Here is a 25,966-nt window from a genome sequence, read left to right as displayed (position 1 = left end):
AAGTGTTAAACCTTGCATATTGTGCGCCTTTGTTGCACATCCTATCAGAGCTTTTTGCTTAAATGAAGCCAATTAAAACGGAATTCGCCGATGCTTGATACAATACGAAGTGCTGTCAATTCTTGGATTGCCAAGGTTTTCCTCGGTCTGCTTGTTCTATGCTTTGTCCTTTTATGGGGAGTGCCGGAATTAAGAAGAACAAGTGGACATGACTTGTTCACATCGGGAAAATCCACAATCAAAGCCAATACTTACAGATTAGCTTTGCAAGATCAGATCAAGCTTTTTGCGAGCACCAATCAGCTACCACGTTTGCTTTCCGAAGCCGAAGCCAAGCAATACGGTCTTCCGCAAATGGCGCTTAGCCAGCTTCAGCAGGATGTATTGCTCGACGAGCAGGTTCGGCTGATGAAAATCGGCGTTTCAAAAGATGGAATTGCCCGTGCCATAGGCGCCGACCGGTTTTTTCAACAGCAAGGGCAATTCGATCGCACTATTTTTCTGAGCTATCTCAAACAAGAGGGGCTTCCCGAGGCTGATTTTATTGATTACCTGGCCGGTAAAGAGAAACGTAACCAGCTTGTCTATTCCGCAGTCAACGACATGGCTGCGCCCGACGTATTTTACTCGGCACTCCTAAATTACCGCAACGAAACACGCTCTGTCGATTATCTTCTCGTGACGAAAAAAGAAATTGGCGAAATTAAAGCCCCCACTTCCGAACAATTGCAAAAATCGTTTGACGCCCATAAGGCCGAATTTCACGCACCGGAATATCGTCAGGTCACTTTAATGGAAATGACACCGGAAAGCTTGCTTAAACCTGCCGATATTTCCGAGGATGAAATTAAGGACTATTATACCCGCAATGCTTCGCGTTTCATGTCACCCGAAGAACGTACGGTTCAAATATTGCGCTTCAAAACAAGACAAGAAGCAGACAACGCTTCCGCCAAACTCCGTAATGGAACGACTTTCGAGGATCTGGTCAGCAGTGAACATAAAACACTGGAAGACATTACCAAAGGTCCCGCAGCAAAAACCGGTTTCTCGTCGACCATTGCAAGAGACATTTTCGAACTGGAATTAAACAAGGTCAGTGATGTCATCAACGATCTTGAAGGACCGGTCATCATGCGTGTTGTAAAAATTACACCGCAAGGTCCTACTCCATTGGAAAAAGCCGAACCGGATATCCGCAATAGATTAGCCAAGGAAAACGCCGCAAATGCTATGCGCGATAATCATGATGCCATTGAAAATGCCCGTTTCGAAGGGGCGTCGCTTGATGAGCTCGCAAAACAATATAAGCTCGATTTGCGGAAGGTTACGATTGATTCAAAGGCCCAAACGCCTGATGGAAAAGCAGTAGCTGATTTACCACAACAATCTATGCTCGTTGATAATATCTTTCAGGCTACAGAAGGAGCCGATCTTGATCCCATTGCGATCAAGGGAGGCGGTTACTTATGGTATCGCGTTGACAAAATTGTCGATTCCCGTGACCAAACTCTGGATGAGGTTAAAGATAAAGTCGTCGCTTTATGGAAAGCCGGGGAAACACAAAGGCTACTCGACGAGAAAGCTTCGAAACTGGAACAGGAATTGAAAGATCACAAAACACTTGATGATTTGGCTCGAGAGCTTGGTGTGGCGAAAAAGACAGCTCGCGGGCTTAAACGTGGTGGTTCGGATGAAGTCCTGGGAGCTGATGGTATCAATGCGGCTTTCTCCGGTCCCAAGGGGCATAGCGGTGTGTCCAAGGCCGCTGATAAGGACCAGCGGATTGTTTATCTTGTAACAGAATCGGTTCAACCTTTGAACACCGACCCCAAATCGCTCGAGCCTCAGCTAAAGGCCAATATCGATGCTATGGTGGGAGCAGATCTCGGTCTTGCAATTTTGGAACTTGCCAATGCAAAGGCACCTGTCAAAGCCAATATCGCGAATCTTAAAGCAATAACCAACAACCTTCAGTGAGGATATCATGAGTGACCTTAAGCCTTTTATAAACAAGGTTGCAACGGGTGCTTCACTCACAAAAGATGAAGCCGAAGCAGCCTTTACAATCATGATGTCCGGTCAGGCAACACCTGCCCAGATTGGTGGTTTTTTAATGTCGCTCAGGGTTCGCGGCGAAACCATTGATGAAATCACCGGTGCTGTTGCGTCCATGCGTAAGAAAATGTTGCGGGTCGATTCAGTAGATGGCGCTGTCGATATTGTCGGTACTGGTGGAGATCAGTCAGGTTCTTACAATGTTTCGACCGCTACGGCTTTTGTTGTTGCCGGTGCCGGAATTCCTGTGGGTAAACACGGAAACCGTGCCTTATCGTCAAAATCAGGTGCTGCCGACGCTTTGGCGGCCCTTGGTGTGAATATTGATGCTACCCCTGAAATGATCGGACGCTGCATCCGTGAAGTGGGGCTAGGCTTCATGTTTGCACCAACCCATCACTCGGCGATGCGGCACGTGGGGCCTGCGCGTGTCGAACTTGGTACACGGACAATCTTCAATATACTCGGACCGCTTTCCAATCCTGCCGGCGTTACGAACCAGTTGATCGGCGTCTTTTCACCCCAATGGGTTGTTCCTATCGCCAAAGTTCTTCAGGGACTTGGCTCGAAATCACTCTGGGTCGTTCATGGCAGCGGCATGGATGAATTGACAACAGCAGGCGAAACCGACGTTGCTGCTCTCAAAGACGGCGTCCTAACAACTTTCACAGTGACCCCCGAAGATGCCGGTTTGAAACGTGTTACAATGGCAGACCTCAAAGGTGGCGACCCTCAATATAATGCACAGGCATTGCGAGCCGTTCTTGAAGGGCAACACGGAGCTTATCGTGATATTGTTCTTTTGAATGCTGCCGCCGCTTTCATCATAGCCGGAAAAACCGACACACTGAAACAAGGTGTCGAAATTGCCAAGCAAAGTATCGATCAAGGTAAAGCTAAAGAAAAGCTGGAACAATTGATAAAGGTTTCGAACGACCTTGGTGACAATAATGAGTGATATTCTAAAGAAAATTGAATCCTATAAACGTCAGGAAATAGCCAAAGCTAAAGAAGCTTTGCCGCTCGAAAACTTAAAAAAATTGGCCGCAAAGGCTGAAAAACCACGCGGTTTTTATAAAGCACTGAAAGCCAAGGAAGATAAAGGTCTTTTCGGTTTGATTGCCGAAATTAAGAAAGCGAGCCCGTCAAAGGGGCTTATCAGAGAAGATTTCGACCCGCCGGCACTTGCAAAAGCTTATGAAAAAGGTGGGGCAGCCTGTCTTTCGGTTCTAACCGATACCCCCTCTTTTCAGGGATCTCCAGAATTTTTGCGATTGGCACACAAAGCTTGTAATCTTCCTGCCTTAAGAAAAGATTTTCTCTTCGACACCTATCAGGTTTATGAAGCCCGCGCATGGGGAGCCGATTGCATTCTCATCATTCTTGCGGCGGTTGATGACAATTTGGCTAAAGCACTGGAAGAAACCGCATTCGAACTTGGTATGGATGTTCTCATAGAAACCCATAATGAAGCCGAAGTTGAGCGGGCATTAAAACTCAAATCGCCGCTTATCGGGGTCAATAACCGCAATTTGCGCAATTTTGAAGTTGATCTTGCCAATTCCGAGAGACTTTCCCATATGGTTCCTGATGATCGCCTGTTGGTGGGAGAAAGTGGCATTTTTACCCACGATGATCTGAAAAGATTGGAAAAAAGCAACATTCGTTCATTTCTTATCGGAGAAAGTCTGATGCGGCAGAACGATGTAACAAAGGCGACAAGAACCTTATTAGGACTATAAAATGAGCGATAAACTAACCCATGTGAATGCCAAAGGTGAAGCACACATGGTCGATGTCGGGGGAAAACGCGAAACCGACCGGATAGCTATTGCCCATGGTTCTATAAAGATGGCAAGGGAAACACTCGAAGCAATCGAAAATGGCAACGCCCCGAAAGGCGATGTTTTGGCAACAGCCAGAATAGCGGGCATTATGGGGCAAAAAAAACATCGGAGCTTATTCCGTTATGCCATCCCCTCATGCTCACAAAAATTGCTATCGACATTACCGCCGATCATGATTTGCCCGGCTATCAAATTACTGCAACCGTCAGTCTTAACGGCAAAACCGGTGTCGAAATGGAAGCTTTGACGGCTGTATCCATCACATGTTTGACGATTTACGATATGGCAAAAGCTCTCGATAAAAACATGATCATCAGCAATATTTGTTTATTGGAAAAGCGGGGAGGAAAATCTGGCACATGGAAGCGAGAAGAAAAAAATGCCTCTCATCAATGTTGACGAATCTCTAAACCGTTTACTTGCAGCAACTGAAACGCTTGAAAGCGTGCTTACTCCATTGACCAAGGTTGGACAGGCGCAAGTTCTGGCTCAGGATGTTATAGCCGAATTGACCGAACCTCCCTTCCGTTCCTCTGCTATGGATGGTTTTGCCATACGCTATCAGGATTACCGGCAAGACACGAAATTCCATGTTGTCGGAGAGGCCGCAGCAGGCAAAGGCTATGACGGAAAAATCGGCAAAGCCGAAACTGTCCGGATTTTTACCGGTGCTCCCGTTCCTGACGACGCCGATACCGTTATAATTCAGGAAAACGCCGTCATAGAAGGCGATAGCGTCTCTTTTACAAAAGTGCCCGAACCGAATGCCAATATTCGTCCCAGAGGCGGAAATTTCGAAAAAGGTGACAGTGTTCTTAAAAAAGGGCGTGTCATGACGCCTTCTGCTTTGGCACTTTGCGCGTCAACCGGCCATGGAGCGGTAAAAGTTGTCAGGCGTCCGAAAATTGCTGTCTTGGCAACAGGAAATGAGCTTGTAGAAGCTGGCGAGATCCCCGGAAAAGACCAGATCGTATGCTCGAATTCCTATGGTCTTACCTATCTGATAAGGGGCCATCATTGCGACGTTGTCGATCTCGGGATAGCTCGCGACAATGAAGAATCAATCCGCGAAAAGATTCACCGTGCAAAAGAAGAAAAAGTTGATCTTCTTGTCACCAGTGGTGGTGTTTCTGTCGGTAAATATGACCTTGTGCAAACTGTTTTGAAGTCGGAAGGTATGAAACTCGACTTCTGGAAAGTTGCAATGCGTCCGGGTAAACCCCTCATGTTCGGGGTTTTGCCACATGACCATAAAATGCTGGTTTTGGGGCTTCCCGGTAACCCTGTGTCAAGCATGGTTTGCGGCCATATTTTTCTGGTTCCGATATTGGAAAAACTTTCAGGAAGAACTTATCGCCCTCATATCGAAGACGCACTTCTTGCTGTCCCGTTGCCGGAAAACGGCCCGAGACGACATTTTGTCCGTGCCAATCTCACCGTTAACGCAAAAGGTGAAAGATGGGTCACACCGGTGCGTAGTCAGGATTCATCCTTGATACGGCTCATGGCCAATGCGAATTGTCTCATCATTCGGGAAGAAAACGGCACGCCGCTTCAAGTGGGCGAGCCATGCCGCATTTTCATTCCTGACGGCGCCGGCTTATAATATTTTCGGCGTGGTCCAGCTAATGCCGCGCTGAAAGACGATAACGACGCGGCATGCCATTTAAAATCGGGAACTATGCATGCATTTTCAAACCCGATGGTGCGGGTCTACAATATTTTTGGCATGCGTCCGGTTATAGCTGCTTTTGTAACAGCGAGATAATGGCGAAGCGGAGAAGGTGTGACACATTCTTTGAACGCCAATGTGCCTTTCTTTTCAATTTTTCGTAGCGCCTCCGGTATGATGGCCAGAGGTAGAAAAACCGGACGCACACTGACTGGCAAGTTTTTATAATATTGATAGAATTTCTGATAATGTTTTTTATCGAATTCGATTGCGGCGTTTAAAAGTTTTTTCTGCTGTTCTGATTCTTTATGAGGGGCAGAAACAATAAAATCCTCTGCCGTTGCCTCAACAATATTCTTCGGAAAATATTGGCGCCCATTTGCTTTTAACAAGGGGAGCGAACGTAAGAGCCGACACATAAAATCTGCAACACCGCCGTGTCCTGACGCTTCCGCCGTCAATGACGACGCATTTTTTTCGAGAATCTGGCATGCAAGTTCCAAAAGCGCACTTGTTGTTTCACCGCAATAGCCTTCAAGACTTGTGAGATCAGGCATTTGATCATCATAAAAATCAAACACACGTGCATCACAATAGCGTAGCAGCGCTGCTTTCGGTAAATCATATTGCCGGATAGTTGAAAGCAATGCACTTAAGACGGGATTGCCCTCACCCGTTTTACCGGCTTCGATTGCATCACGCCACCAACGCAAACGAATTTCACCAATCATCGGCTCATGCACTGTTTCCGAAATTCGATTGATCTCGACATTAAAAGCAAAAAGGCTCGCAAGTCCTTCGCGATATTGTAGCGGTGCGAATAATATCGAGAGATAGCGATCTCTATCGCTCTCTTTTAACAGTTTTAAACAATAGGAAGCTTCTTTATTCATTCAACTGCATAAAGGAGTGCGGCGACTGCACGATCTTCCGCCAAGAGAACATTAAATGTACGAACTGCAGCGCCGGTACTCATCGTGTCTGTAGAAATATGTTTTTTGCGCAGAACCATTCGCAAGTTTTCAGGCAACCTTAACAAATTTTCTCCTGTACCAACGAGAAAAACCTCGATTTTATCAGCTTCATCAAGAACATGCTTTATGTCCTCCATGGTCGGCACAGGCGTTTTCATTTCCAGACCATATATGCCGGACGGAACGCAAATGATCGAGCCCCGATTCGACATATCGGCAAACCGGAAACCACCATTTCCATAAGCATCAATAGGCGCACGTCCGGGGAAATGTGCCTCCCTCATCTTGATTGCATCAGACATCATGAACCCTTACCGTCGGTCTGGTTCGGCTTGACTCTCAAGAGCACCAGCAATGGACCGGCTATAAATATAGAAGAATATGTGCCTATGATTATACCAATGAGGAGAACCGATGCAAAATCTTTCATATCGGCGCCGCCAAAGTAATAAAGAGGGACATGTGCCAGCAAAGTTGCAAGAGAGGTCAAAATTGTGCGCGACAAGGTACGGTTGATAGCTATATCAACGAGACTGCGCATATCTATATTGCCGCGTTTTTTAAGGAGCGAACGGACCCGGTCGTAAACAACAATCGTGTCGTTCAAAGAATAGCCGATAATAGCAAGGAGTGCGGCTATGCTCCAAAGATTGAATTGCCATTGGAACAGCAGGAAAATGCCGACAAGAATGATAATATCATGAACCGTTGTCAAAACGGCTCCGATTGCAAATTGCCAGCGGAAACGCCATAGAACATAAACAAATATTGCCAGCAATGACACGAAAATAGCAAGTGCGCTGACACGGCTCAATTCTGCCGAAACTGTCGGACCGACAATATCAAGGCGCTGCAAAGTGTAATCACTGCCGAATTCGCCCCGAAGTTTTACCGCGACAGTTTGTTCGGCATCTTCGCCATTTTCCTGACTTGCAATTGTCAATTCGGCTTCCGAAGGCCTTTTGGTTGGCGAAACATTGACTCCCCCGATATTGAGATCGTTAACCCGCGAGGCAATGTCGTAAATATCGGCCTTACCGTTTTTAGCTTCGAGAACCGCTAAAGATCCACCGGCAAAATCGATTCCGTAATTTACCCCCGCTGTCACATAGAGACCGCCAGTTAAAATAATCAGCACCGTCGACAAGGCCAGAGTTATTTTGCCAAGTTTCATAAAGCGGATACTGGTATTGGGGGGAATAATCCGAATGATACGCTGTGGTATTTCACGAGGATGGAATGTCCGGATCCACCAGCTGATCATCATCCGCGTGAATGTGAAGGTCGTAAAGAGCGAGGTCAAAATGCCGATCGTAACTGTGAGCGCAAAGCCATGAATGGGACCGGTGCCCAACATGAACAAAACCAGTGCGGCAATGAAAGTTGTGACGTTCGCGTCAACAATCGTGCTCATGGCGCCGGAAAATCCGGCTTCAACGGCTTGGGTAACCGAATAATTGTTGCGTCTTGCCTCGCGTACGCGCTCGTAAATCAAAATATTGGCATCAACCGATACTCCGATAATCAGAACAAGACCTGCAAATCCGGCAAGCGTCAGCGGTGTGCCGACAAGACTTAACACTGCAACCAACATCATCAAATTGGCAGCCAGTGCCACATCGGCAGTCAGCCCCAAAAGGCCGTATGACAAAACCATGAAAACGGCAACAATAATAAGAGCGCCAAAAGCAGCGTGCAAACCGGCTTTTGCATAGGCTGTTCCGAGGTCTCCTCCCACTGTTCTTTCTTCAATAAAAGTAAGATCTGTCGGGAGTGGTCCGGTTGTCAGAACAGTTTCGAGATTATGGGCTACATCATCCGGCAATGGCCCTACCCGAATATAGCCGTCGTCAATCGGTACCGGAAATCTCATCGCTGCCAGCACTTCATTGTCAAACACAATGATAAGCCGCTTGTCAGGAATTTTTCGGGTAAATTCGGAAAGTTTTTGTTGTCCTTCGCTATCCAATGCGACAGTTAATAACGAGCCGTCCGTATCGGTGTTTTTTTCTGCATAGGCGCTCGCAATATTGTCATTGGTCAAAAACGGACGATCTTTCAGCAAATAGCTTACCGGCGGGTCATCCATTGAATAGGTAACAATTGTGCCTTCGGGACGCGCAACTTTGCCCATAATCACATCGTTTACCGGAACAGATGTGTCTTCCTCATAAAGTGAAAAACGCGCAGTCACACTTACGATATCTTTGAGCAACTGGACATCGAAAAGTCCCGGTACTTCAATGCGGATTTTATCGCGGCTTTGCTTGGCAATAGAATAGTCTTTAAACCCCGCGGCTCCGATATCGAGACGTCTTTTCATGACGTCTATTGTCGCATCGCGTTCAGCAATTTCATTTTTTGGCAACTGGACCACAAGGCGCGAACCACCTTGTAAATCTACACCCATTGGCAAATGAAGCGTTGAATAGAATTGCGGTAAATGGGCAAGCAAAGCCTGAGGTAGAATATTGGGCAAGGCGATTATCACGCCAACAAGAACGACGAACCAGATCAGAAGCCGTTTCCAGCGAGGAAAATAAAGCATGAGAAGGCTCCCGATTTTACCTCAAAATTTTACGTTCCCAAAATTACAATCAATAGAGTGTGCCAATGACATTCGCGCCAAAGCAAGCATTTCAAACAGGAAAGACCCTGTTATTCAGAAACTTTCAATGACAATTCCGATAGGAACTCGTGGAAATTGCCATTTTGCAAGAATCAATGATTCCCGTTTAACGGGAATCATCTTTAACAAAGTTAAAAAAAACGTCAAATATCCGTTTTCTGTTCGTTCAAGCTCCGGTCTTTTCCTGACTTGCTGCACTATCGGACTTGTTTTCGTCTTTCTCGATTTTTGCGGTATCATTTCCGCTATTATTGTCCTCGGCCGAAGCTGCTTGTTCAGTCTGATCAGTGTTTGACTCTTGCCTATTATCCGACTGTTTTTTCTTATTTTTGCCTTTAGCAGCTTTTAGTGCAGGCTTGGACTTTTGTTCACTAACCGGCTCTCCCTTGACCTCGACAGTCAGAATTTTCGCCCGCATCACGCGAACGCGGGTATTTTCTGCAATTTCGATTTCTACTTCACCGTTAGCATCACCAACAACTTTCGTAACACGACCGATGAGGCCGCCTTCAGTAATCACTGTATCGCCACGACGAATGGCATTCAGCATTTCCTGACGCTTTTTCATCTGGTTGCGTTGTGGCCGGATAATGAGAAAATACATGATGACGAAAATCAGAATAAAAGGTGCAAACGTCATCAAAGTTGACACTTCCCCCGTCGAACCACCAGCGGCCTGTGCATAAGCGTTGGTAATAAACATTAACTATCTCCTAGCTTTGATAGCGGGCATTACCCGTTTTGGATTGATCCATGTAATTGACAAGTCAAACGCGACATCAACGAGCTTGAAGCTCATTCAACCGCTTCAAGCGATTTTTATTCAATCCTAGGCATTAAAGCTTTGCCTGCAAGAACGCAACCGGCAATGTTTTCATGAAGAAAAATTTTGGTTTTAATATTACACATGATAAAGATACGCTTCTACTTAATTGGCGGAAATGAAAATGATTGATGAAAATCTAAACCGCAAACTGGATCAACTGATTGCTATATTGTCGCGCATGGCCCCCGCAGAAGCCAAGCCTCTTAATATGGATAACTGTGATTGTTTTGTATGGAACCCTGATAAACTTGCTCTGACGCCTGTCAAACACGTAAATAGAATTGATATTGACCTCATCAAGGGGGTCGATCAGGCGCGTGATGCGCTCATTGAAAATACGCGCCAATTTGCTAACGGCTTGCCGGCTAATAACGTACTCCTTTGGGGAGCGCGAGGCATGGGCAAATCTTCATTGGTAAAATCCGTTCAAGCGAAAATTAACGAAGAAAAAGCCGATAAACTTCCATTGAAACTTATTGAAATCCACCGTGAAGACATAGGAACATTGCCGATATTGCTAACGGAACTCAGAAAAACGCCATACCGGTCAATTATTTTTTGCGATGATTTGTCTTTCGATCAGGATGACACGTCTTATAAATCATTGAAAGCTGCCCTTGATGGTGGTGTCGAAGGGCGTCCGGAAAATGTGGTTTTTTATGCAACCTCCAACCGCCGTCATTTAATGCCCCGCGAGATGATTGATAATGAATCATCGACCGCCGTGAACCCCTCCGAAGCAATCGAAGAAAAAGTCTCGTTGTCGGATCGCTTCGGTTTATGGCTCGGTTTTCATAAATGCGCACAAGATGAATATCTCGATATGATTGACGGATATGTTCGCCATTACGGACTTGATGAACCGCTTGATAAAATCCATCATGATGCGCTCGAATGGGCAACAACGCGTGGAAACCGTTCCGGACGCGTGGCATGGCAGTTTATTATGGGATTAGCCGGACGATTGGGCAAGAAACTCAATTAAGCGACTTCCGATAAAATAACAAAAAGCCGGTCAAAAACCGGCTTTCTCGTAAAATTCAGACTTTTATAGAGCTATCAGTTTTCCAGATATTTGATCGGGTTGACAGGGCTCGAATTCTTGCGCACTTCAAAGTGGACACGCGGCGTCGATGCATTGCCCGACATACCCGATTTTGCGATTTCATCACCACGGCGGACTTTCTGTCCGCGTTGAACGAGAATTTTGCTGTTATGTCCGTAAACAGTAACAATATTATTCTCGTGGCGGATAAGCACAGTGTTTCCGAATTCTTTCAAACCATCACCTGCATAGATAACAACACCGTTTTCTGCCGCTTTAACGGACGAGCCTTCCGGTGCCATAATATCGATACCGTCATTCGTGCTTGAACCTTCTTTCTGACCGAAGCTTGAAAGAATGCGTCCCTGTGCAGGCCAACGCATTTTGGAAATGCCGGTTGCCTGAGGTGCTACAACGGCTACATTTTCAGCCTGATTCATCGTCGTATCGCTGCTTTTTGCAACAGCAGGCTCGGCAGCAGGTTTTGCGGGTTCATTCTGTGCGGTCTTAACCGGTTCGGCTGCCGGTTGAGAAGATGCCGGCTGGCTTGCAGCAGCGGTCTTTGTCGGCGCTACCTGCTTTGTTTCAGGAGAAGCTGCCGGCGTTTGTGTTTTTGTTTGAGGAGCTGTTGAAGCTACTTCCGTATTATGACCGCCCGGAATAATTAATGATTGCCCGACACGGATTGCACCATTGCTCAAACCGTTAGCACTTTTAAGCGATTCGACGCTTACGCCGGTTTTCCGCGAAACGCTATAAAGTGTGTCGCCACTTTGTACGATATAGCTGCCATTTTTCTTTGATGCCGATTGTGAGGGCATTGACGAAGACGATGATGACATCTGCCCAAGATTGTGCGGCGGTGTGCCTAAGACCTGACCAGCAGATGCTACCTGCGTTGGCTGGGAAGCAGAAGAACCATAAGTCGGTTGGGATTGCGACTGGGCTGCCTGATAGGAAGGTTGACCGGCTACGGGCGGCAACTCGCTGCTCTGGATCGAGCCTGTGGTTTGCGGCATTTGTTGGTAACCGGCTTGTTTGTTGATCGCCTGTTGCTGATTGGCGGTAGCACCGGTATAAAAACTGTCGGTAAACCGTTGAGTACCTGAACTACATCCCGTGGCAAAACCAGCTAGGATGAACAATACCGCTGTTCGAAGATAGCGGTGCGAAGCTTTACTCATAACTTTCAAACGCATGTTTTTTGTCCATATACCCGATACTCAACTGTAGCCATTAAAACGTGTTAATGTTACTCGACGGTTAAAATTTCGATTAAGGTTAAAAAAAATTATTGCCCGTCGAAATAGACCCCCTGCCTCATAAACTGATCACAAGCACATATTATTATATATAATTTACGAGGAGTTGAAAAAAAGCCTATCAGAGGGATTAAGCCTTTTATCGTCTGACGATTTTCAATGAGGTTATTGATTTCAGGAAGCGATATTCCTGAGGAAATTACAGAATAGCTGCAACGCCTTCGATGAAGGGTTGGTAGCGCACTCTGAACATATCTGTCCTCTCGAACCTGCTTCCGGTCTTGCGATAGCGTACAACCATCTGTTCGCCTTCGTCCGGTCCGATAGCTTCTATAAGCACACCATTGGCTGCCAATAATTCGAGAAATTCCTGTGGATCACGATTACGTGATGGCCACACCAATATCCGGTCATAAGGGCCTGACCCGGACAAAGCGCGGCTGCCGTCCATTTGTCGCAAAACAATATTATCTATTTCCAGTGCGTGAAATCGTTGACGGGCAATGTCGCATAAAGTTTTATATCTTTCGACCGTCGTTACTCGACCCGCAAGTCTTGCAATCAAAGCAGCGGTAAAGCCCGAGCCCGTTCCGATCTCGAGCACACGATGTTTTTTTTCGAGAGACAATGCAGAAATAATATATAACTGTTCTTCAAGCCGCTCGATATATTCGCCGCACTCTATCGGGATAACCTTATTCTCATAAGCACTATCGGTAAAAGGTGCCGAAACAAAGTCCCGACGCGATGTGCGTTCCAATGCAGAAAATAAGGCCATATCATCAAGCCCCCTGCCCCGCATTTTCAGGACAAGGCTTATCAATTCTTCTCGTTCTGACATAGGGGGCATCGCTTCCATCCCTCTATTTTCCCAAGAGCGCTTTTTCTAATGCATCCAAAAATCTATGTGCCGTCAGATCAAGCTCTATTGGAGTAACAGAAATAGCCTTCTCCTGAAGCACATCAATATCTGTTTTGTCCTTGTTCTTGCCCTTTCCTCTGCTGAAATACATCCAGTAATAAGGTAGGCCACGACCATCAGCGCGTTTATCGATAAGTATCTGGTGTCCGCGGTTACCAAGCGGAGCAACAGACAATCCTGTCACCTCGTCAGCTTCGCAAGCAGGGAAATTTACATTGAGCAAAACACCTTCGGGAAGCGGAATTTTTACGAGCTTTTTCAAAATATCCGGAGCGAGAGATAAAACCGTATTCCAAGGTATATTGTCGCGCTTCGTTTCGTGCAAAAATTCTTGTGAAAGAGCAATCGAGCGGATCCCCTGCAGCATCCCTTCTACCGCACCTGAAACCGTTCCCGAATAGCTCACATCGTCAGCCAAATTACCTCCGGCATTAACCCCCGAAAGAACAAGATCGGGCGCTTCCGGCATAATATGCATGACCGCCATAATGACACAATCGGTAGGAGTGCCTTTCAAAGCAAAATGTTTTTCATCAATTTGACGCAAACGTAAAGGCTCTGAAATGGTCAAAGAATGTGAAACACCGCTTTGATCTTCTTCCGGAGCGACAACCCAGACATCATCAGAGAGTTGACGGGCGATCTGTTCAAGAATTTTCAGCCCTTCCGCATGAATACCGTCATCATTGGTTAGCAAAATACGCATATTGAAGTTCCCTGAAATTTTTACGCTTCAATCCGTTCCAATCCACCCATATAAGGGCGCAGAACGTCCGGAATAACCACGGAACCATCTTTTTGCTGATAATTTTCCATAACTGCAATGAGACAGCGCCCGACAGCAACTCCAGAGCCATTCAGAGTGTGAACGAAGCGCGTCGATTTTTCGCCTTCTTTCCGGTAACGCGCATTCATACGCCGCGCCTGAAAGTCACCGCATACCGAGCAGCTCGAGATTTCGCGATAGGTATTTTGCCCCGGTAACCATACTTCTAAATCATATGTTTTGCGGGAGCTAAATCCCATATCACCGGTACATAACGTAATTGTCCGGAAGGGAAGCCCCAGACGTTTTAAAATATCTTCAGCGCACCCTGTCATGCGTTCCAATTCATCCAAAGAACTGTCTTCGTCGGTAATAGACACCATTTCGACTTTCCAGAACTGGTGCTGACGCAACATACCGCGTGTATCACGACCGGCAGCACCGGCTTCCGAACGGAAGCAAGGGGTCAAGGCAGTGACACGAATCGGAAGCTTTTTGGCGTCCAGAATATCGCCTGCAACGAGATTCGTCAGAGGCACTTCCGCCGTTGGAATAAGCCAACGCCCATCTGTTGTCTCGAACAGGTCTTCGGCAAATTTGGGCAATTGGGCAGTGCCGAAAAGTGCGCTGTCACGAACGAGAACCGGAACTGAAACTTCACGATAGCCATGTTCCAGAGTGTGGACATCAATCATGAACTGGCCAAGTGCCCTTTCAAGCCGGGCAAGCTGTCCCGACAAAACTGTGAAACGCGCGCCGGAAAGTTTGACCGCACGATCAAAATCCATTTGGCCAAGTTTTTCACCAATTTCGAAATGTTGTTTGGGCTCGAACGGGAAAGACGGTGGTGTTCCCACCTTATAACGTTCAACATTGTCATTTTCGTCGCGCCCTACCGGCACATCATCAAGCGGAATATTAGGAATACGGGACAGTGCCTCATCAAGAGCGGCGGTCAGCTCTTTTCCTTTTGTCTCTGCTGTTGAAAGGAATGTTTTGAGTTCTGCCACTTCCGACTTCAAGGCTTCGGCCCGTTCCTTATCACCGGATGCCATAGCCTGTGCAATTTCTTTCGAAGCTGCATTGCGTCTTTCCTGCGCAACCTGAACGTGAGAAACGTGGTTACGACGCTCAAGATCAAGCGCTATCAGTTTCTCTGCCTGTGGTTCGGCACTACGTTTTGCCAAAGCTTCGTCGAGTTTCTGCGGATTTTCCCGAATCCATTTGATATCAAGCATCAAGATATTCCTGTACAAATTTTTTTAATTCTATTTCTGTTCTTAAACCACAATGGCCTAATCAGGAAGCCTTGTTATTTTGTTTTGCCTGTTTCTTTTCAATCCAGCGTGAAACAATAATAGAAACTTCATAAAGCAGAATTGTCGGAAGCGCGACGCCGAACATCGTAAAGAAATCGGAAGGTGTCACCATTGCCGCAACAACAACAGCGATTAGAATTGCCCATTTCCGTTTGGAAACAAGCATTTTCGACGTAATAAGACCTGCTTTTGTCAACAGGCTGGTAACAAGAGGAAGCTGGAAGATAAGTCCGAATATCAGAATGAAAGACTGCATAAAGCTCAGATAATCGGAAATACGTGCGATAAATTCAACTTTCAAATGAGAATCAGGCAATAATTGCTGTGACAGGGAAAACCACAACATCATAGGGGCAAGCACACAATAGACAAATGCACCGCCCAAAAGAAACAATACCGGCGCACTGACGAGAAATGGCAAAAAAGCGCGCCTCTCGTTGCGATAGAGCCCCGGCGCAATAAAGCTGTATAACTGGAACGCAAGATAAGGAAATGACAAAATGACACCGCCAAAAGCTGCAAGCTTCATTTTGGTCAGAAAAGTTTCCCAAACCTGTGTTGATTGCAAACGGATGCTGTCAGGATTACCACCCGAAATTTTCATTGCCCATTGATAAGGCCACAACAGAAAATTCAGAATATAATCCTTGACGAAAAAGCAAATAATAAAGGCAATGGCGAATGCAATCAAAGATACGATGATGCGGTGACGCAACTCGATCAAATGATCCAGTAGCGGTGCCGAGCTTGCTTCGACTTCGTCTTCATCCTCATGCACGATGATTTTTTCCTATTTTATTCAAACGTCGGCAACGGTTGTCTTTTTAGGCCGTGAAGCGGCCTGTTTTACAGTTTTCTGTTCTTGTGCAGGAGCTTTCACAGCTCCGGTACTAGCGGTCTTTTCAGGCGATGACGACTTTGTTGTTGCTGACACCTTACGCTTTGTTGCCGTTTTCGGCTTCAACGCTGCGGTTTGTTTTGCCGTCATCTTGCCTTTGGCCGGTGTTTCAACTGTCCGCTTTGTTCTTGTCACTTCGGAGGATGTTGGTGTTGCCGGATGTTCCTCTGTCGCCATGCTGTCAACTCCTGCAGAGGCAGTTGAAACTGTAGCTGACTGGAATTTTTCATCATCAACTATTCTGACAGAGCTTACTGTTTCTCTATTCGACGTAACAGCTTGCGAATTTGATTTATCCGATGCGCTATTAGCTTCGCCAGATGATTTATTATCCGATTGTTCCGAAGATTGATCGTTTATGCTTGATGTCTCTGCATCCTGATGCCCATCAATACTCGCTTTGACATCTTTCGCGACGTCCCGAATGGGATCGAATATTTCGGTTAGCTTTTTGCGAGGATCAAGGTCCTTTACATCGGTAAGAGTTTTTTGCAAATCATCAAGCTCGGCTTCATGCATGGCTTCGTCGAATTGGCGACGGAACTCGTTTGCCGTCGTGCGCATACGCGCCGTCGCCTTGCCAATAGCTTTCAGCATTTTCGGCAAGTCTTTCGGGCCGACCACAACAATCAGCACGATGAGGATAACAATAAATTCCGGTCCATCGATTCCGAACATTATTCAAAGACCCTTTCCAACAAGAAAGGCTTTCTCAACAAAAGCTCTGACAACAACAAACTTCACGATTTCGTTGTTTTACGTTGCGTTGTTTTAGCTTTCGATTTGGTTGAACGGGATGCAGTTTTTGTTGCCGCCGGTTTACGGGGACTCGCTACACGTTTGGCCGGCTGAACTGTTTCTTCCGGCTGAACATCAATGGTTTTAATTTCCGGCCGCTCTGCCGGTTGTTGAGTTTCAGCCTCGTCATCGTCTTCTTTCAGACCTTTTTTGAAACTCTTGATACCTTTAGCAAAATCGCCCATGAATTCCGAAATTTTACCACGACCGAATAGGACAAGGATGATGAGTAAGATCACTATGAGGTGAACAGGTGAAAGGAAATTTCCCATTATGTACTCTCTTCAATGCTGGAACTGTCTTAATGTGTACTTTTAGACACTTTTTTCAAGTCTTTTAAACACAACCACGTGTATTTACATTTTTAATTCCCAAACAAGGTGATTTTAAGATTTTTCTTCCCGATCAAGTGGACTTAAAAGTCCTAATTGTTCCAAATTGACATCTTCAAGCGGTTCTTCTTCATCGGTCAGAATATCCGGATCGGCTGTCGGTGACGGCATACGGAAATTGGCCGGTAATCTGGAAGATAGAAGACCTGCACCTTTCAGCTCTTCCATCCCCGGTAAATCCGAAATTTCCGGCAGGCTGAATTCATCCAGAAAAGCAAGGGTCGTTCCGTAAGTGACCGGTCGTCCCGGAACGCGCCTCCTTCCACGAATTTTCACCCAACCTGCTTCCATCAGCACATCCAACGTGCCTTTCGATGTTTCAACGCCTCTGACGTCTTCTAGTTCCGCACGTGTTATCGGCTGATGATAGGCAATAATTGCCAGCACTTCCAAAGCAGCACGGGAAAGTTTCCTTGGCCGCTCTTCTTGCCTGTTCAAAAGAAACGCAAGATCGGGTGCTGTCCGGAACGCATAAGCATTTCCCACTTTTACGAGATTGACCCCGCGTTTTTGATAATCCTGTTTCAAAACATCTATAATCGCCGAAATATTTGCGCCTTTGGGAAGCCGCTCTTCCAAAGCGCGATCAGTCACAGGTTCGCTCGACGCAAAAACAATTGCTTCGGCCATGCGAACAAGTTCGGGCGTTATGTTGAGCTCGCCATTTTTATTTTTTTCTGCGTTTTTTTGTTCAGCCATCTTGCTTGCTTTCGGGCTTTACCCCGCCCCCGATATTTATGGTCTTCGGCCCATCAGCCTTTTTGTGCGCACGAAGATAAATCGGAGCAAAAGGCGCAGCCTGACGGATATCAAGCTGCTTTTCTCTCACCATTTCAAGACTTGCCGCAAAAGTGCTGGCTAAAGCTGTGCGGCGTTCATAAGCTGTCGGGATAAAAGCAAATAGAAACTTGTCTAATGCCTGCCAATCTTTTGCTTCGCCCATCAACCGCACCAATACCGCGCGCGCGGCTTTTAGCGACCAGACCTCTCTCTTTCCTACTTCGACGCGTTTCACTGCCTGCCTTTGGCGCAAACCGGCATAAGCCATCAACAGATCATAGAGCGATACATCATAGAGGTGCTTTTTTTCAACCACCACCATTTCCGGATTGGCGCGCTTGAAAATATCACGCCCCAAACGGTTACGGTTTACAAGCTGTCCTGCCGCTTCGCGCATGGCTTCAAGCCTCTGCAAACGGAATTGTAACAATCCGGCTAGCTCTTCGCCACTTTCACCTTCGTCATCCGACCGCTGCGGCACCAGAAGACGGGATTTGAGATAAGCAAGCCAGGCGGCCATCACCAGATAATCGGCCGCGAGATCGAGTCTCAATTCATGTGCTGTTTTAACGAAATCAAGATATTGTTGTACAAGTTCGACAATGGATATATGTGCCAGATCGACTTTCTGGTTACGAGCCAATTGTAACAATAGATCAAGCGGGCCTTCAAACCCCTGAACATCGATCACCAATGTCGGTTCACTGACGCCGTGTTCCTCATCCTGTTCCCAAATCGGTTCCATTGCTTTTTGAGCACGGTTTCCGTTCGCGTTTTTTAATTTCGGATTAGATTTTTTGTCGTTTTGAGCCAAATCCGATACCTCTTAGCTTAACGCAAGGAGATTTTGAAATTCCTCCCGCAATGCCTTCTCGTCAGCTTGATCGGGTTTGCCAACCCAATTGGTTGCATTTTTCGCGCGCTCGAGCGATTTTCCTTCAAGCCAGGGCGTTGCTGCAGCGATTTTTTGCATTTCTTCTTGTTCGCCATTGCAGTGTAAAACAAGATCACATCCGGCTTCGAAAGCCTCTTTTGCCAAATCACCCAGATCGCCTGAAAGCGCCTTCATCGATAAGTCATCCGTCATCAACAAGCCGTCAAAGTCAATCTCTTTACGAATAATGCCGCCCACGACCTTTTTTGACAAGGTTGCCGGTTTTTCGGAATCAACGCTTTCATAAACAACATGCGCCGTCATTGCTACCGGAAGATCGGATAATGCCTCGAACGGGGCAAAATCATTAAGACGTAAAGTCTCCAGTGATGCATCAACACGGGCAAGGCTTTTATGAGTGTCGCATAATGCGCGACCGTGACCGGGAATATGTTTCATGACCGGCAGGACACCGCCTGCCTTCAAACCTTCTGCGGCTGCTCGCCCCAAGGCTATAACTGTTTCATAGTCATTGCCATAAGCACGCGTACCAATGACATTATCTGCTCCTTCAATCGGCACATCAAGAAGCGGCAGGCAGTCGGCGTTTATTCCCAACCGGCGCAGATCAAATGCGTGAAGACGTGACATGATAAAGGTTGCGCGCAAACCTTTTGCTTTATCCTTTTTATAGAGTTCACCTAATGTTGCCGCTGGCGGATAATCGGGCGCTAGCGGCGCACGCAGCCTTTGGACACGTCCACCTTCCTGATCAATAAAAATAAAAACATCCTCTCGGCCACTTGCCAAGACGAGCGAAGAGGTCAATTGTTTAACCTCGTCTGCCGAACCGATATTTCTTGCAAAAAGAATAAAAGCCCAAGGCTGGTTTTCTGCTATAAAATCTTTTTCGGCTGCCGTTAGGCTCAGACCTGACACTCCGACAATCATAGCTTTCATATTTTGCATAGTCCTTAACTGTTTCGCCGTCTCAAGGCGCCTTTCCGAAATCAATTATAACGACTCTATAGCATTTTTCGAGTATTTGCCGTGACTTAGTTAACGTTGCGTCTTGGCGGAATTATCAAGCCTTTTCACCCAGACTTTTATATCGTGAACGGCTATGCCGCCATTAGGAGCCGGTGAATCTGCTCCGGTCAAAACATTTATCCCCTCTCCCCGAACAAAACTTGAATTGGCAAACAATCCTTGCGAGACCACAACATGTCTTTTTAAGCCTTTAAACAATTTTGCATGAAGCGCCACACTACCGCGTTGATTGCCTATCTCGACAAGATCGCCATCCTTTATATCATACATTGCCGCATCATCGGGATGGATCATGAGCGTTGGACGTATTTCTTTCAGTAAAGATGTCGGCGATTCCGAAAATGTTGAATTGAGAAAATTATGTGCGGGCGACGTTACAAGTTTGAACGGATGTTCTTCATCCGCTTTTTCAATAACATCCCACTGGTCGGGAAAATCGGGCATTTCTTGATACGGCCCTTGATACCCCATCGTATCAGGGGGAGTGTCGGGAGCTTCATAACCTGTCCATTTTGCCTTGAAACGGAATTTCCTGTCTGGCCAGGCAAAACCGTTCAGAAAATGGGCGCGTTCAAAAGGTGGCTGAACGTCAAGCCAGCGTTTTTCCTTAAGCTCTTCATAAGTCCCGCGGTGTGACGCTCTCAACATATTATCGATAAGTTCAACGGCTGTTTTATCGAACCCCGCCATGTGACCAAATCCGAGCCGTTTTGCCAATTCGTTTATAACATAAAGATTTGGCTTCGGTCCGAGCGGAGGTTCAATCAATTTCGGTCCTAAAAGAATATGCTGTTGGCCACCTGCCCGATAAATATCATCATGTTCGAGGAACATTGTTGCAGGCAGAACGACATCGGCCATTTTAGCGGTATCCGTCATAAATTGCTCATGAACCACTGTAAAAAGGTCCTCGCGTGCCAAACCTTTGTGGATTAACCGTTGTTCGGGCGCAACATTTGCCGGATTGGTATTCTGGATAAACAAAACGGTTACAGGCGGGCCACCATAAAGTGTTTCTTTATCGCCAAGCAAAATTCTGCCGATTTTCGATTGATCAAGCGAACGGATTTTCGGATCAGCGAAAGCCGTTCCTTCCACTTCATTTTTGTTAAGAGCAAATATCGAAGCGTTGGAATAGAATGCGCCACCACCTTCATATTGCCATGCTCCCGTAACTGCGGGCACCGAAAGCGCTGCATGCATTGCAACCGCACCATTACGTTGTCTCGTAAAACCGTATCCCAGCCGGAAGAACGTGCGTTTGGTAGTACCAACCCAATGGGCGAAAGTTTCTATCTCATCGACGGATAAACCGGTAATTTCGGCCGCCCATTGTGGCGTTTTTGTTTTCAAGTGGTGTTCAAGCCCGTGCGGGTCATCGCTATAGCGTTCGAGATATTTCCAATCGGCAAAACCATCCCGAAACAATATATGCATCACGGCACAGGCCAAGGCTGCATCGGTTCCCGGCCTTAAAATCAAGCCAAGATCGGCCTGACGCACCGTTGCACTCTCGAAAACATCAATCGCGACAATACGTGCCTGATGGTCTTTACGTGCTCTGGTGACATGGGTCATAACATTGACCTGCGTACTTGCCGCATTAGTTCCCCAGATCACCACGAGATCGGATTTTTCCATTTCGCGCGGGTCGACACCGGCGATTCGACCAGTACCAGCAAAATAACCGGTTGCAGCAGTATTGGTACAGAATGTCGAAAATTGCCGCGAATATTTTCCTGCATGCCGCAAACGATTGATTGAATCGCGCTGCACCAATCCCATGGTTCCGGCAAAGAAATAAGGCCATATAGTGGTTGAATCGTATTTTCTCTCTGCCTTTTGAAAGTTTTCGGCTATGAGGTCGAGTGCATCGCCCCATGAGACTTCCTGCCAATTACCCTCGCCTTTTGGACCTTTTCTGACAAGCGGTTTCAACACTCTTGCCGGATTGTGTACGCGCTCGCTATAGCGGGCGACTTTTGCACAGATAACGCCTGCCGTATAAGTGTTGTCTTTTGCTCCCCTAATCCGGCCTATTTTTGTTGGGGACAATAATTCCACATCAAGGGCACAGGTTGAAGGACAATCATGGGGACAGGCTGTATGACCAATTTTTACGTTGTTCATGGTAATTCCGACTCAATCAATGAAAACGGATGTATTTAGCAATTTTACTATTTTCAGGCTAGTCTTACAGCAATAACGCCAAGAACAATGATGATCGAGCCGATAAAGCGCGCGAGGCTCACATGTTCACGCAAGACGAAATAGGATAAAATAACGGCAAAGACTATTGCGCTTTCGCGCAAAGCCGCAACCAGCGCCACCGGTAACTTTGTCATTGTCCAAAGGGCAAGGCCGTAAGACCCGAGCGACAAAAATCCGCCAACAAGACCGATAAACCAATAACGTTGAAAGTGGGTCAAAAATGGTTGGCGCGTTTTATGATTGAAAAGTTCAAAAACAACTTTCACCAAACCAATCAGAAAAAATATCCATAAAATATAAGAAACAGGCGCCCCCGATAATCTGACACCCACCCCGTCAAGGAGAGTATAAAAGGCTATAAAAGCAGCCGCTAGCAAAGAAAGTGGAATGATAGATGGGTCTATTCTATTGCTGCGTCTTACTGCTTCAACCGCCAAGGTCAGCACCCCGAAACATATAAGAATAACACCGCACCATGCCAACAAAGACAGTCGTTCGCCGAGAACCGGTTCGCTCAAGAGCGCAACAAAAAGCGGTGCTACGCCCCGCATCACCGGATAAGACTGGCTTACATCACCTTTTTGATAAACGATTCCGACAAGCATCATATAGACGACCTGCACAAAGACAGAAATGAGCAAAATCGGCAGGCTCGCAAGTGATGGCAAGGATTGAAAAGGAATACCTGCAAGTGCCAGAATAGAAGAACCCGCCATAAAAACCGTTATATTAGCCTTTGCCTCAACGGTTAACTTTAATAGGATGCTCCATAGCGCATGCATCAATGCAGCCAAAAGCACAAGTGACACCATCAAGCCCGACATCTGGCATACTTTCCGGTCAACAAACCGATAAAAGGGAATTTTATAAGAGGAAGTTCAAGTTAATCCAAAAAAATTAGAAAATCAGATTCAAAGACCTCTATCAAGTCAGGTTAATTTTGTGTTAAAAGCTTCCCACATAAAAATTGATTTGCAGAAAAGAGTCGATGTCCATTTTCTTTTATCTGCTCATCAAACCTTATTGAAGGATATTTGCTTTTTCCAATTATGACGGACCAGAACTTGCTTTATAATTTTATGGTCTGTCCGGGCTATCGAGATCTTTAAAATGAACAGACGCTTTTTCCTTCTCTCGGCACCGCTTTTTCTTGCCGGTTGTACTTTTCGCCACCCCTTACCCAAAATGGTTCCAATTGATACCGGCGAGCCGGTAACGACAACAACCTATGTTATAAGGCGACACAAGGCAAAGCCGAAGGTTACGCCCAAAAAGAAGAAGGTCAGTTACGGCGAATATCCGTTAAATGAAAAATACGCTTCCATGTATGCCGCTACCACCGATAACGGTTTTCCAGTGAGTGCTGTTGATACAAGGCGTATCAATCCGGAATATCTGCGTCAGGAAGTTGCATTTCATATGCCTTATAAGCCCGGAACAATTGTTGTCGATCCAACCAACTTCTTCTGTTATTTTGTGCTTTCGGAAGGACGCGCCATGCGCTACGGCGTCGGTGTTGCGCGGTCGGCTGCTGCAGATTTTCAGGGGGAAGCAACAATCGGTCGCAAAGCGGTATGGCCGACATGGCATCCGACTTCAAGCATGGTACAAAAGCAGCCTCAAAGATATGGCCATCTGACTGATGGCATGAAAGGTGGTCCCGGTAATCCGCTCGGCGCCCGTGCACTTTATCTCTATAGGGGCGGAACAGACACACTTTTCCGTTTGCATGGAACGGTCGAACCCTGGTCAATCGGCAAGCGTGTATCATCGGGATGTATCCGCTTCCTCAATCAGGATATTATCGATCTTTATAGCCGTGTGCCGGTTGGAACCCGCGCTGTTGTTCTGCCCCATAAAATCGGCCTCGGCTGATATCAGAAACAGTTAGAACAAAATAATGAATTATCGTCATATCTATCATGCAGGCAATTTTGCCGATGTGTTCAAACACATTATTATCGCCCGCATCATCGAATACTTAAAAAAGAAAGACCATGCTTTCCGTGTGATTGATACACATGCGGGTATCGGCATTTATGACCTTGCTTCGGAAGAGGCACAAAAAACCGGTGAATGGATTGACGGTATCGGCCGTATCCTTCATCAACCTATCGCACCCGACATCGAATTGCTCATCAAGCCGTGGCTTGATATTGTAAACGACCTTAATGGCGGAAATAGCAGCAAATTGACCCGTTATCCGGGCTCCCCTTACCTCGAGCGGAAGCTCTTAAGGAAACAGGACCGCTTAACGGCAATAGAGCTTCATGAAGCCGATTATAAAAAATTGGCGAATAATTTTGCCGGTGATTATCAGGCCCGTATCATCCATCTTGACGGATATCTCGCGCTTGGTGCCCACGTGCCGCCGAAAGAAAAGCGCGGACTTATTGTTGTTGATCCCCCATTTGAAAAAACCGATGAATTCGAACGGCTTATCGAAGGTCTCGAGAAAGCATATAAGCGCTTTTCCGGTGGAATTTATGCCCTTTGGTATCCTGTCAAACATTATAATGAACTCAATTGGTTCATGAACGAGTTGAAAAGCACTTCGATACCAAAAATCTTGCGACTGGAGCTTAGAATCAAACAACGCTCCGAAATGCCGGGACTTGATGGCTGTGGCATGATTATTGTCAATCCACCTTATGTGTTGCCCCAGGAAATGAGCAAGCTCAAAGCATTTTTACTTGATCGCCTTGGAGCAGACAAACATGCACAATTAATCAATGAATGGATAAATGGTGAAACTGTTTGACCTTGACGGATTTGAGACAATGAAACATATTGAGCCCAGAAATGGTCAACGTGGAATAATCATGCAAAAGTCATCGTTCTTTAACGCAAGTTTTCGCAAAGTTTTGTCTTTCTCGGTTTTCGGGCTTGGCTTCTATGCCTGCGTGAATTCTGCAACAGCAGCCGATTTGGCGGCATCATCAGCCCCTCAAACGCAAGCTTCTGCAGTGAACGATGCAGGCGTGTGTGGTTATAAACGCATTCTCTGGGAAGTCGGCTACAAGTTCCGCCAAGAAGTGCATAACGTGCCCGGTTTGCCGGCCGTTCATATTGATCAGGTGAAAGATATAGAAATGACTCGGGGCGAAAACCCGGCAACAAAGCTTAATATTCCCCGTCAATTTTGCCGCGCGACAGCCATTATGAATGACGGGTCGAGCTATCCGCTTTATTATATGGTGGAATATGGCCAGGGCTTTACCGGTGTCAGTGGCTATAATGTCGAATTTTGTGTTGAAGGTTTCGACAAATGGCGAATTCAGGACGGTAACTGTCGCGCAGTCAAATAATCGAAAAGCCCGTCGCTGATCTGCCACTCTTCGTCTAAAGCAACGTCTGCTGAAAAATCTCTTTTCTGCTGCGCTCTCGCAAGACAATTCTGCTGTGCTGGCGCAAGACAATGCAGCTTCTAAAAAACGTTTTGACGGGCTGACTTCAAGATAATCGTTTTTAGAAAATTCGTGGGATTAGCTTTCCCGAACGAATGCCCCTGCTATCAGCGCTCATGCAATAGTTTCCGGTTAGAAGCAGTTTCTAAGTTAACCCGATATGATTGCTACCAACAAGCACAGTAATTTCGCCGAATTCTGTCACAGTACACAACATCACTTTTTTTCCTCCTCGA

Annotated in this window: 24 protein-coding genes and 1 pseudogene; 9 read left to right on the top strand and 16 right to left on the bottom strand. The window is 46.4% G+C overall.

Translation table 11 applies throughout. The features are described 5' to 3' along the window. Positions 1 to 90 precede the first annotated feature (90 nt). From BBC0178_RS04550 to BBC0178_RS04530, 5 genes and pseudogenes are all read left to right on the top strand, one after another. Complete coding sequence (locus tag BBC0178_RS04550; RefSeq protein WP_078039371.1) at positions 91 to 1,980, top strand: peptidyl-prolyl cis-trans isomerase; 1,890 nt, start codon at positions 91 to 93, stop codon at positions 1,978 to 1,980. Between the two features lie 7 nt (positions 1,981 to 1,987). Continuing rightward, the gene (trpD, locus tag BBC0178_RS04545) at positions 1,988 to 3,016 is read left to right on the top strand and encodes an anthranilate phosphoribosyltransferase (RefSeq protein ID WP_078039370.1); all 1,029 of its coding nucleotides are present in this window, start codon (positions 1,988 to 1,990) and stop codon (positions 3,014 to 3,016) included. Then, complete coding sequence (gene trpC / locus BBC0178_RS04540; RefSeq protein WP_188317783.1) at positions 3,006 to 3,800, top strand: indole-3-glycerol phosphate synthase TrpC; 795 nt, start codon at positions 3,006 to 3,008, stop codon at positions 3,798 to 3,800. The genes trpD and trpC overlap by 11 nt, the downstream gene beginning before the upstream one ends. A gap of 82 nt (positions 3,801 to 3,882) precedes the next feature. Next, positions 3,883 to 4,304 (top strand): annotated as a pseudogene (locus BBC0178_RS04535) (cyclic pyranopterin monophosphate synthase MoaC). Further along, positions 4,285 to 5,511, top strand: a complete 1,227-nt coding sequence (locus BBC0178_RS04530) for a molybdopterin molybdotransferase MoeA (RefSeq protein WP_078039368.1) — start codon at positions 4,285 to 4,287, stop codon at positions 5,509 to 5,511. Before BBC0178_RS04535 ends, BBC0178_RS04530 begins: the two are co-directional and overlap by 20 nt. Positions 5,512 to 5,618: 107 nt before the next feature. Here the strand turns inward: BBC0178_RS04530 and BBC0178_RS04525 are convergent, their stop codons facing one another. The 4 genes from BBC0178_RS04525 to yajC form a co-directional block, all read right to left on the bottom strand. After that, positions 5,619 to 6,470 carry a phytoene/squalene synthase family protein gene (locus tag BBC0178_RS04525; protein WP_078039367.1) on the bottom strand — a complete coding sequence of 284 codons (852 nt, stop codon included), beginning with the start codon at positions 6,468 to 6,470 and terminating at the stop codon, positions 5,619 to 5,621. Beyond that, the gene (locus BBC0178_RS04520) at positions 6,467 to 6,853 is read right to left on the bottom strand and encodes an Mth938-like domain-containing protein (protein WP_078040365.1); all 387 of its coding nucleotides are present in this window, start codon (positions 6,851 to 6,853) and stop codon (positions 6,467 to 6,469) included. The genes BBC0178_RS04525 and BBC0178_RS04520 overlap by 4 nt, the downstream gene beginning before the upstream one ends. Continuing rightward, positions 6,853 to 9,099, bottom strand: a complete 2,247-nt coding sequence (gene secD, locus BBC0178_RS04515) for a protein translocase subunit SecD (RefSeq protein ID WP_078039366.1) — start codon at positions 9,097 to 9,099, stop codon at positions 6,853 to 6,855. Before secD ends, BBC0178_RS04520 begins: the two co-directional genes overlap by 1 nt. Before the next feature lie 247 nt (positions 9,100 to 9,346). Beyond that, positions 9,347 to 9,883, bottom strand: coding sequence for a preprotein translocase subunit YajC (gene yajC, locus BBC0178_RS04510; protein ID WP_078039365.1), 537 nt, complete (start codon positions 9,881 to 9,883; stop codon positions 9,347 to 9,349). A 244-nt stretch (positions 9,884 to 10,127) separates the two neighbouring features. On the opposite strand from yajC, the gene BBC0178_RS04505 reads away from it, so the two are divergent. Continuing rightward, complete coding sequence (locus BBC0178_RS04505) at positions 10,128 to 10,991, top strand: ATP-binding protein (protein ID WP_078040364.1); 864 nt, start codon at positions 10,128 to 10,130, stop codon at positions 10,989 to 10,991. 74 nt (positions 10,992 to 11,065) lie between these two features. On the opposite strand, the gene BBC0178_RS04500 is transcribed toward BBC0178_RS04505, so the two are convergent. The 12 genes from BBC0178_RS04500 to BBC0178_RS04445 all read right to left on the bottom strand — a co-directional run bounded on the left by BBC0178_RS04500 (position 11,066) and on the right by BBC0178_RS04445 (position 23,147). After that, complete coding sequence (locus BBC0178_RS04500) at positions 11,066 to 12,250, bottom strand: peptidoglycan DD-metalloendopeptidase family protein (RefSeq protein WP_078039364.1); 1,185 nt, start codon at positions 12,248 to 12,250, stop codon at positions 11,066 to 11,068. Between the two features lie 262 nt (positions 12,251 to 12,512). Further along, entirely contained in the window at positions 12,513 to 13,172 is a 660-nt protein-coding gene (locus BBC0178_RS04495; RefSeq protein WP_077971062.1) for a protein-L-isoaspartate(D-aspartate) O-methyltransferase, read from the bottom strand. Between the two features lie 4 nt (positions 13,173 to 13,176). After that, positions 13,177 to 13,941 (bottom strand): 5'/3'-nucleotidase SurE, encoded by a 765-nt coding sequence (gene surE / locus BBC0178_RS04490; protein ID WP_078039363.1) that lies wholly within the window; start codon positions 13,939 to 13,941, stop codon positions 13,177 to 13,179. Between the two features lie 20 nt (positions 13,942 to 13,961). Beyond that, positions 13,962 to 15,239, bottom strand: coding sequence for a serine--tRNA ligase (serS, locus tag BBC0178_RS04485; protein WP_078039362.1), 1,278 nt, complete (start codon positions 15,237 to 15,239; stop codon positions 13,962 to 13,964). Positions 15,240 to 15,300: 61 nt separating this feature from the next. Beyond that, positions 15,301 to 16,098: a twin-arginine translocase subunit TatC gene (tatC, locus tag BBC0178_RS04480; protein ID WP_078039361.1), complete on the bottom strand. Its 798-nt coding sequence runs from the start codon at positions 16,096 to 16,098 to the stop codon at positions 15,301 to 15,303. 21 nt (positions 16,099 to 16,119) lie between these two features. Then, positions 16,120 to 16,896 (bottom strand): Sec-independent protein translocase protein TatB, encoded by a 777-nt coding sequence (gene tatB / locus BBC0178_RS12310; RefSeq protein WP_078039360.1) that lies wholly within the window; start codon positions 16,894 to 16,896, stop codon positions 16,120 to 16,122. Between the two features lie 62 nt (positions 16,897 to 16,958). Continuing rightward, positions 16,959 to 17,288, bottom strand: a complete 330-nt coding sequence (locus tag BBC0178_RS04470) for a twin-arginine translocase TatA/TatE family subunit (protein WP_077971052.1) — start codon at positions 17,286 to 17,288, stop codon at positions 16,959 to 16,961. A gap of 114 nt (positions 17,289 to 17,402) precedes the next feature. Next, positions 17,403 to 18,107 carry an SMC-Scp complex subunit ScpB gene (gene scpB / locus BBC0178_RS04465; protein ID WP_078039359.1) on the bottom strand — a complete coding sequence of 235 codons (705 nt, stop codon included), beginning with the start codon at positions 18,105 to 18,107 and terminating at the stop codon, positions 17,403 to 17,405. Beyond that, the gene (locus tag BBC0178_RS04460; protein WP_078040363.1) at positions 18,100 to 18,933 is read right to left on the bottom strand and encodes a segregation and condensation protein A; all 834 of its coding nucleotides are present in this window, start codon (positions 18,931 to 18,933) and stop codon (positions 18,100 to 18,102) included. The genes scpB and BBC0178_RS04460 overlap by 8 nt, the downstream gene beginning before the upstream one ends. Before the next feature lie 81 nt (positions 18,934 to 19,014). Next, a complete protein-coding gene (nagZ, locus tag BBC0178_RS04455; RefSeq protein WP_078039358.1) occupies positions 19,015 to 20,031 on the bottom strand; it encodes a beta-N-acetylhexosaminidase in 1,017 nt (338 codons plus the stop codon). A 90-nt stretch (positions 20,032 to 20,121) separates the two neighbouring features. Next, positions 20,122 to 22,242, bottom strand: coding sequence for a molybdopterin oxidoreductase family protein (locus tag BBC0178_RS04450; protein WP_078039357.1), 2,121 nt, complete (start codon positions 22,240 to 22,242; stop codon positions 20,122 to 20,124). A gap of 53 nt (positions 22,243 to 22,295) precedes the next feature. Next, entirely contained in the window at positions 22,296 to 23,147 is an 852-nt protein-coding gene (locus tag BBC0178_RS04445) for a DMT family transporter (protein WP_078039356.1), read from the bottom strand. Between the two features lie 286 nt (positions 23,148 to 23,433). Between BBC0178_RS04445 and BBC0178_RS04440 the strand changes: the two genes are divergently transcribed. The 3 genes from BBC0178_RS04440 to BBC0178_RS04430 all read left to right on the top strand — a co-directional run bounded on the left by BBC0178_RS04440 (position 23,434) and on the right by BBC0178_RS04430 (position 25,631). Then, positions 23,434 to 24,198: a L,D-transpeptidase gene (locus BBC0178_RS04440; RefSeq protein WP_078039355.1), complete on the top strand. Its 765-nt coding sequence runs from the start codon at positions 23,434 to 23,436 to the stop codon at positions 24,196 to 24,198. Between the two features lie 25 nt (positions 24,199 to 24,223). After that, positions 24,224 to 25,084: a 23S rRNA (adenine(2030)-N(6))-methyltransferase RlmJ gene (locus BBC0178_RS04435; RefSeq protein ID WP_078039354.1), complete on the top strand. Its 861-nt coding sequence runs from the start codon at positions 24,224 to 24,226 to the stop codon at positions 25,082 to 25,084. 61 nt (positions 25,085 to 25,145) lie between these two features. Continuing rightward, the gene (locus BBC0178_RS04430) at positions 25,146 to 25,631 is read left to right on the top strand and encodes a hypothetical protein (protein WP_078040362.1); all 486 of its coding nucleotides are present in this window, start codon (positions 25,146 to 25,148) and stop codon (positions 25,629 to 25,631) included. Positions 25,632 to 25,966 lie beyond the last annotated feature (335 nt).

The organism is Ditibartonella apihabitans, from assembly GCF_002007485.1.
Lineage (GTDB): Bacteria > Pseudomonadota > Alphaproteobacteria > Rhizobiales > Rhizobiaceae > Bartonella > Bartonella apihabitans.
Note: the sequence above shows the minus strand (reverse complement) of the source record. Positions and strands in the feature narration are given on the sequence as shown.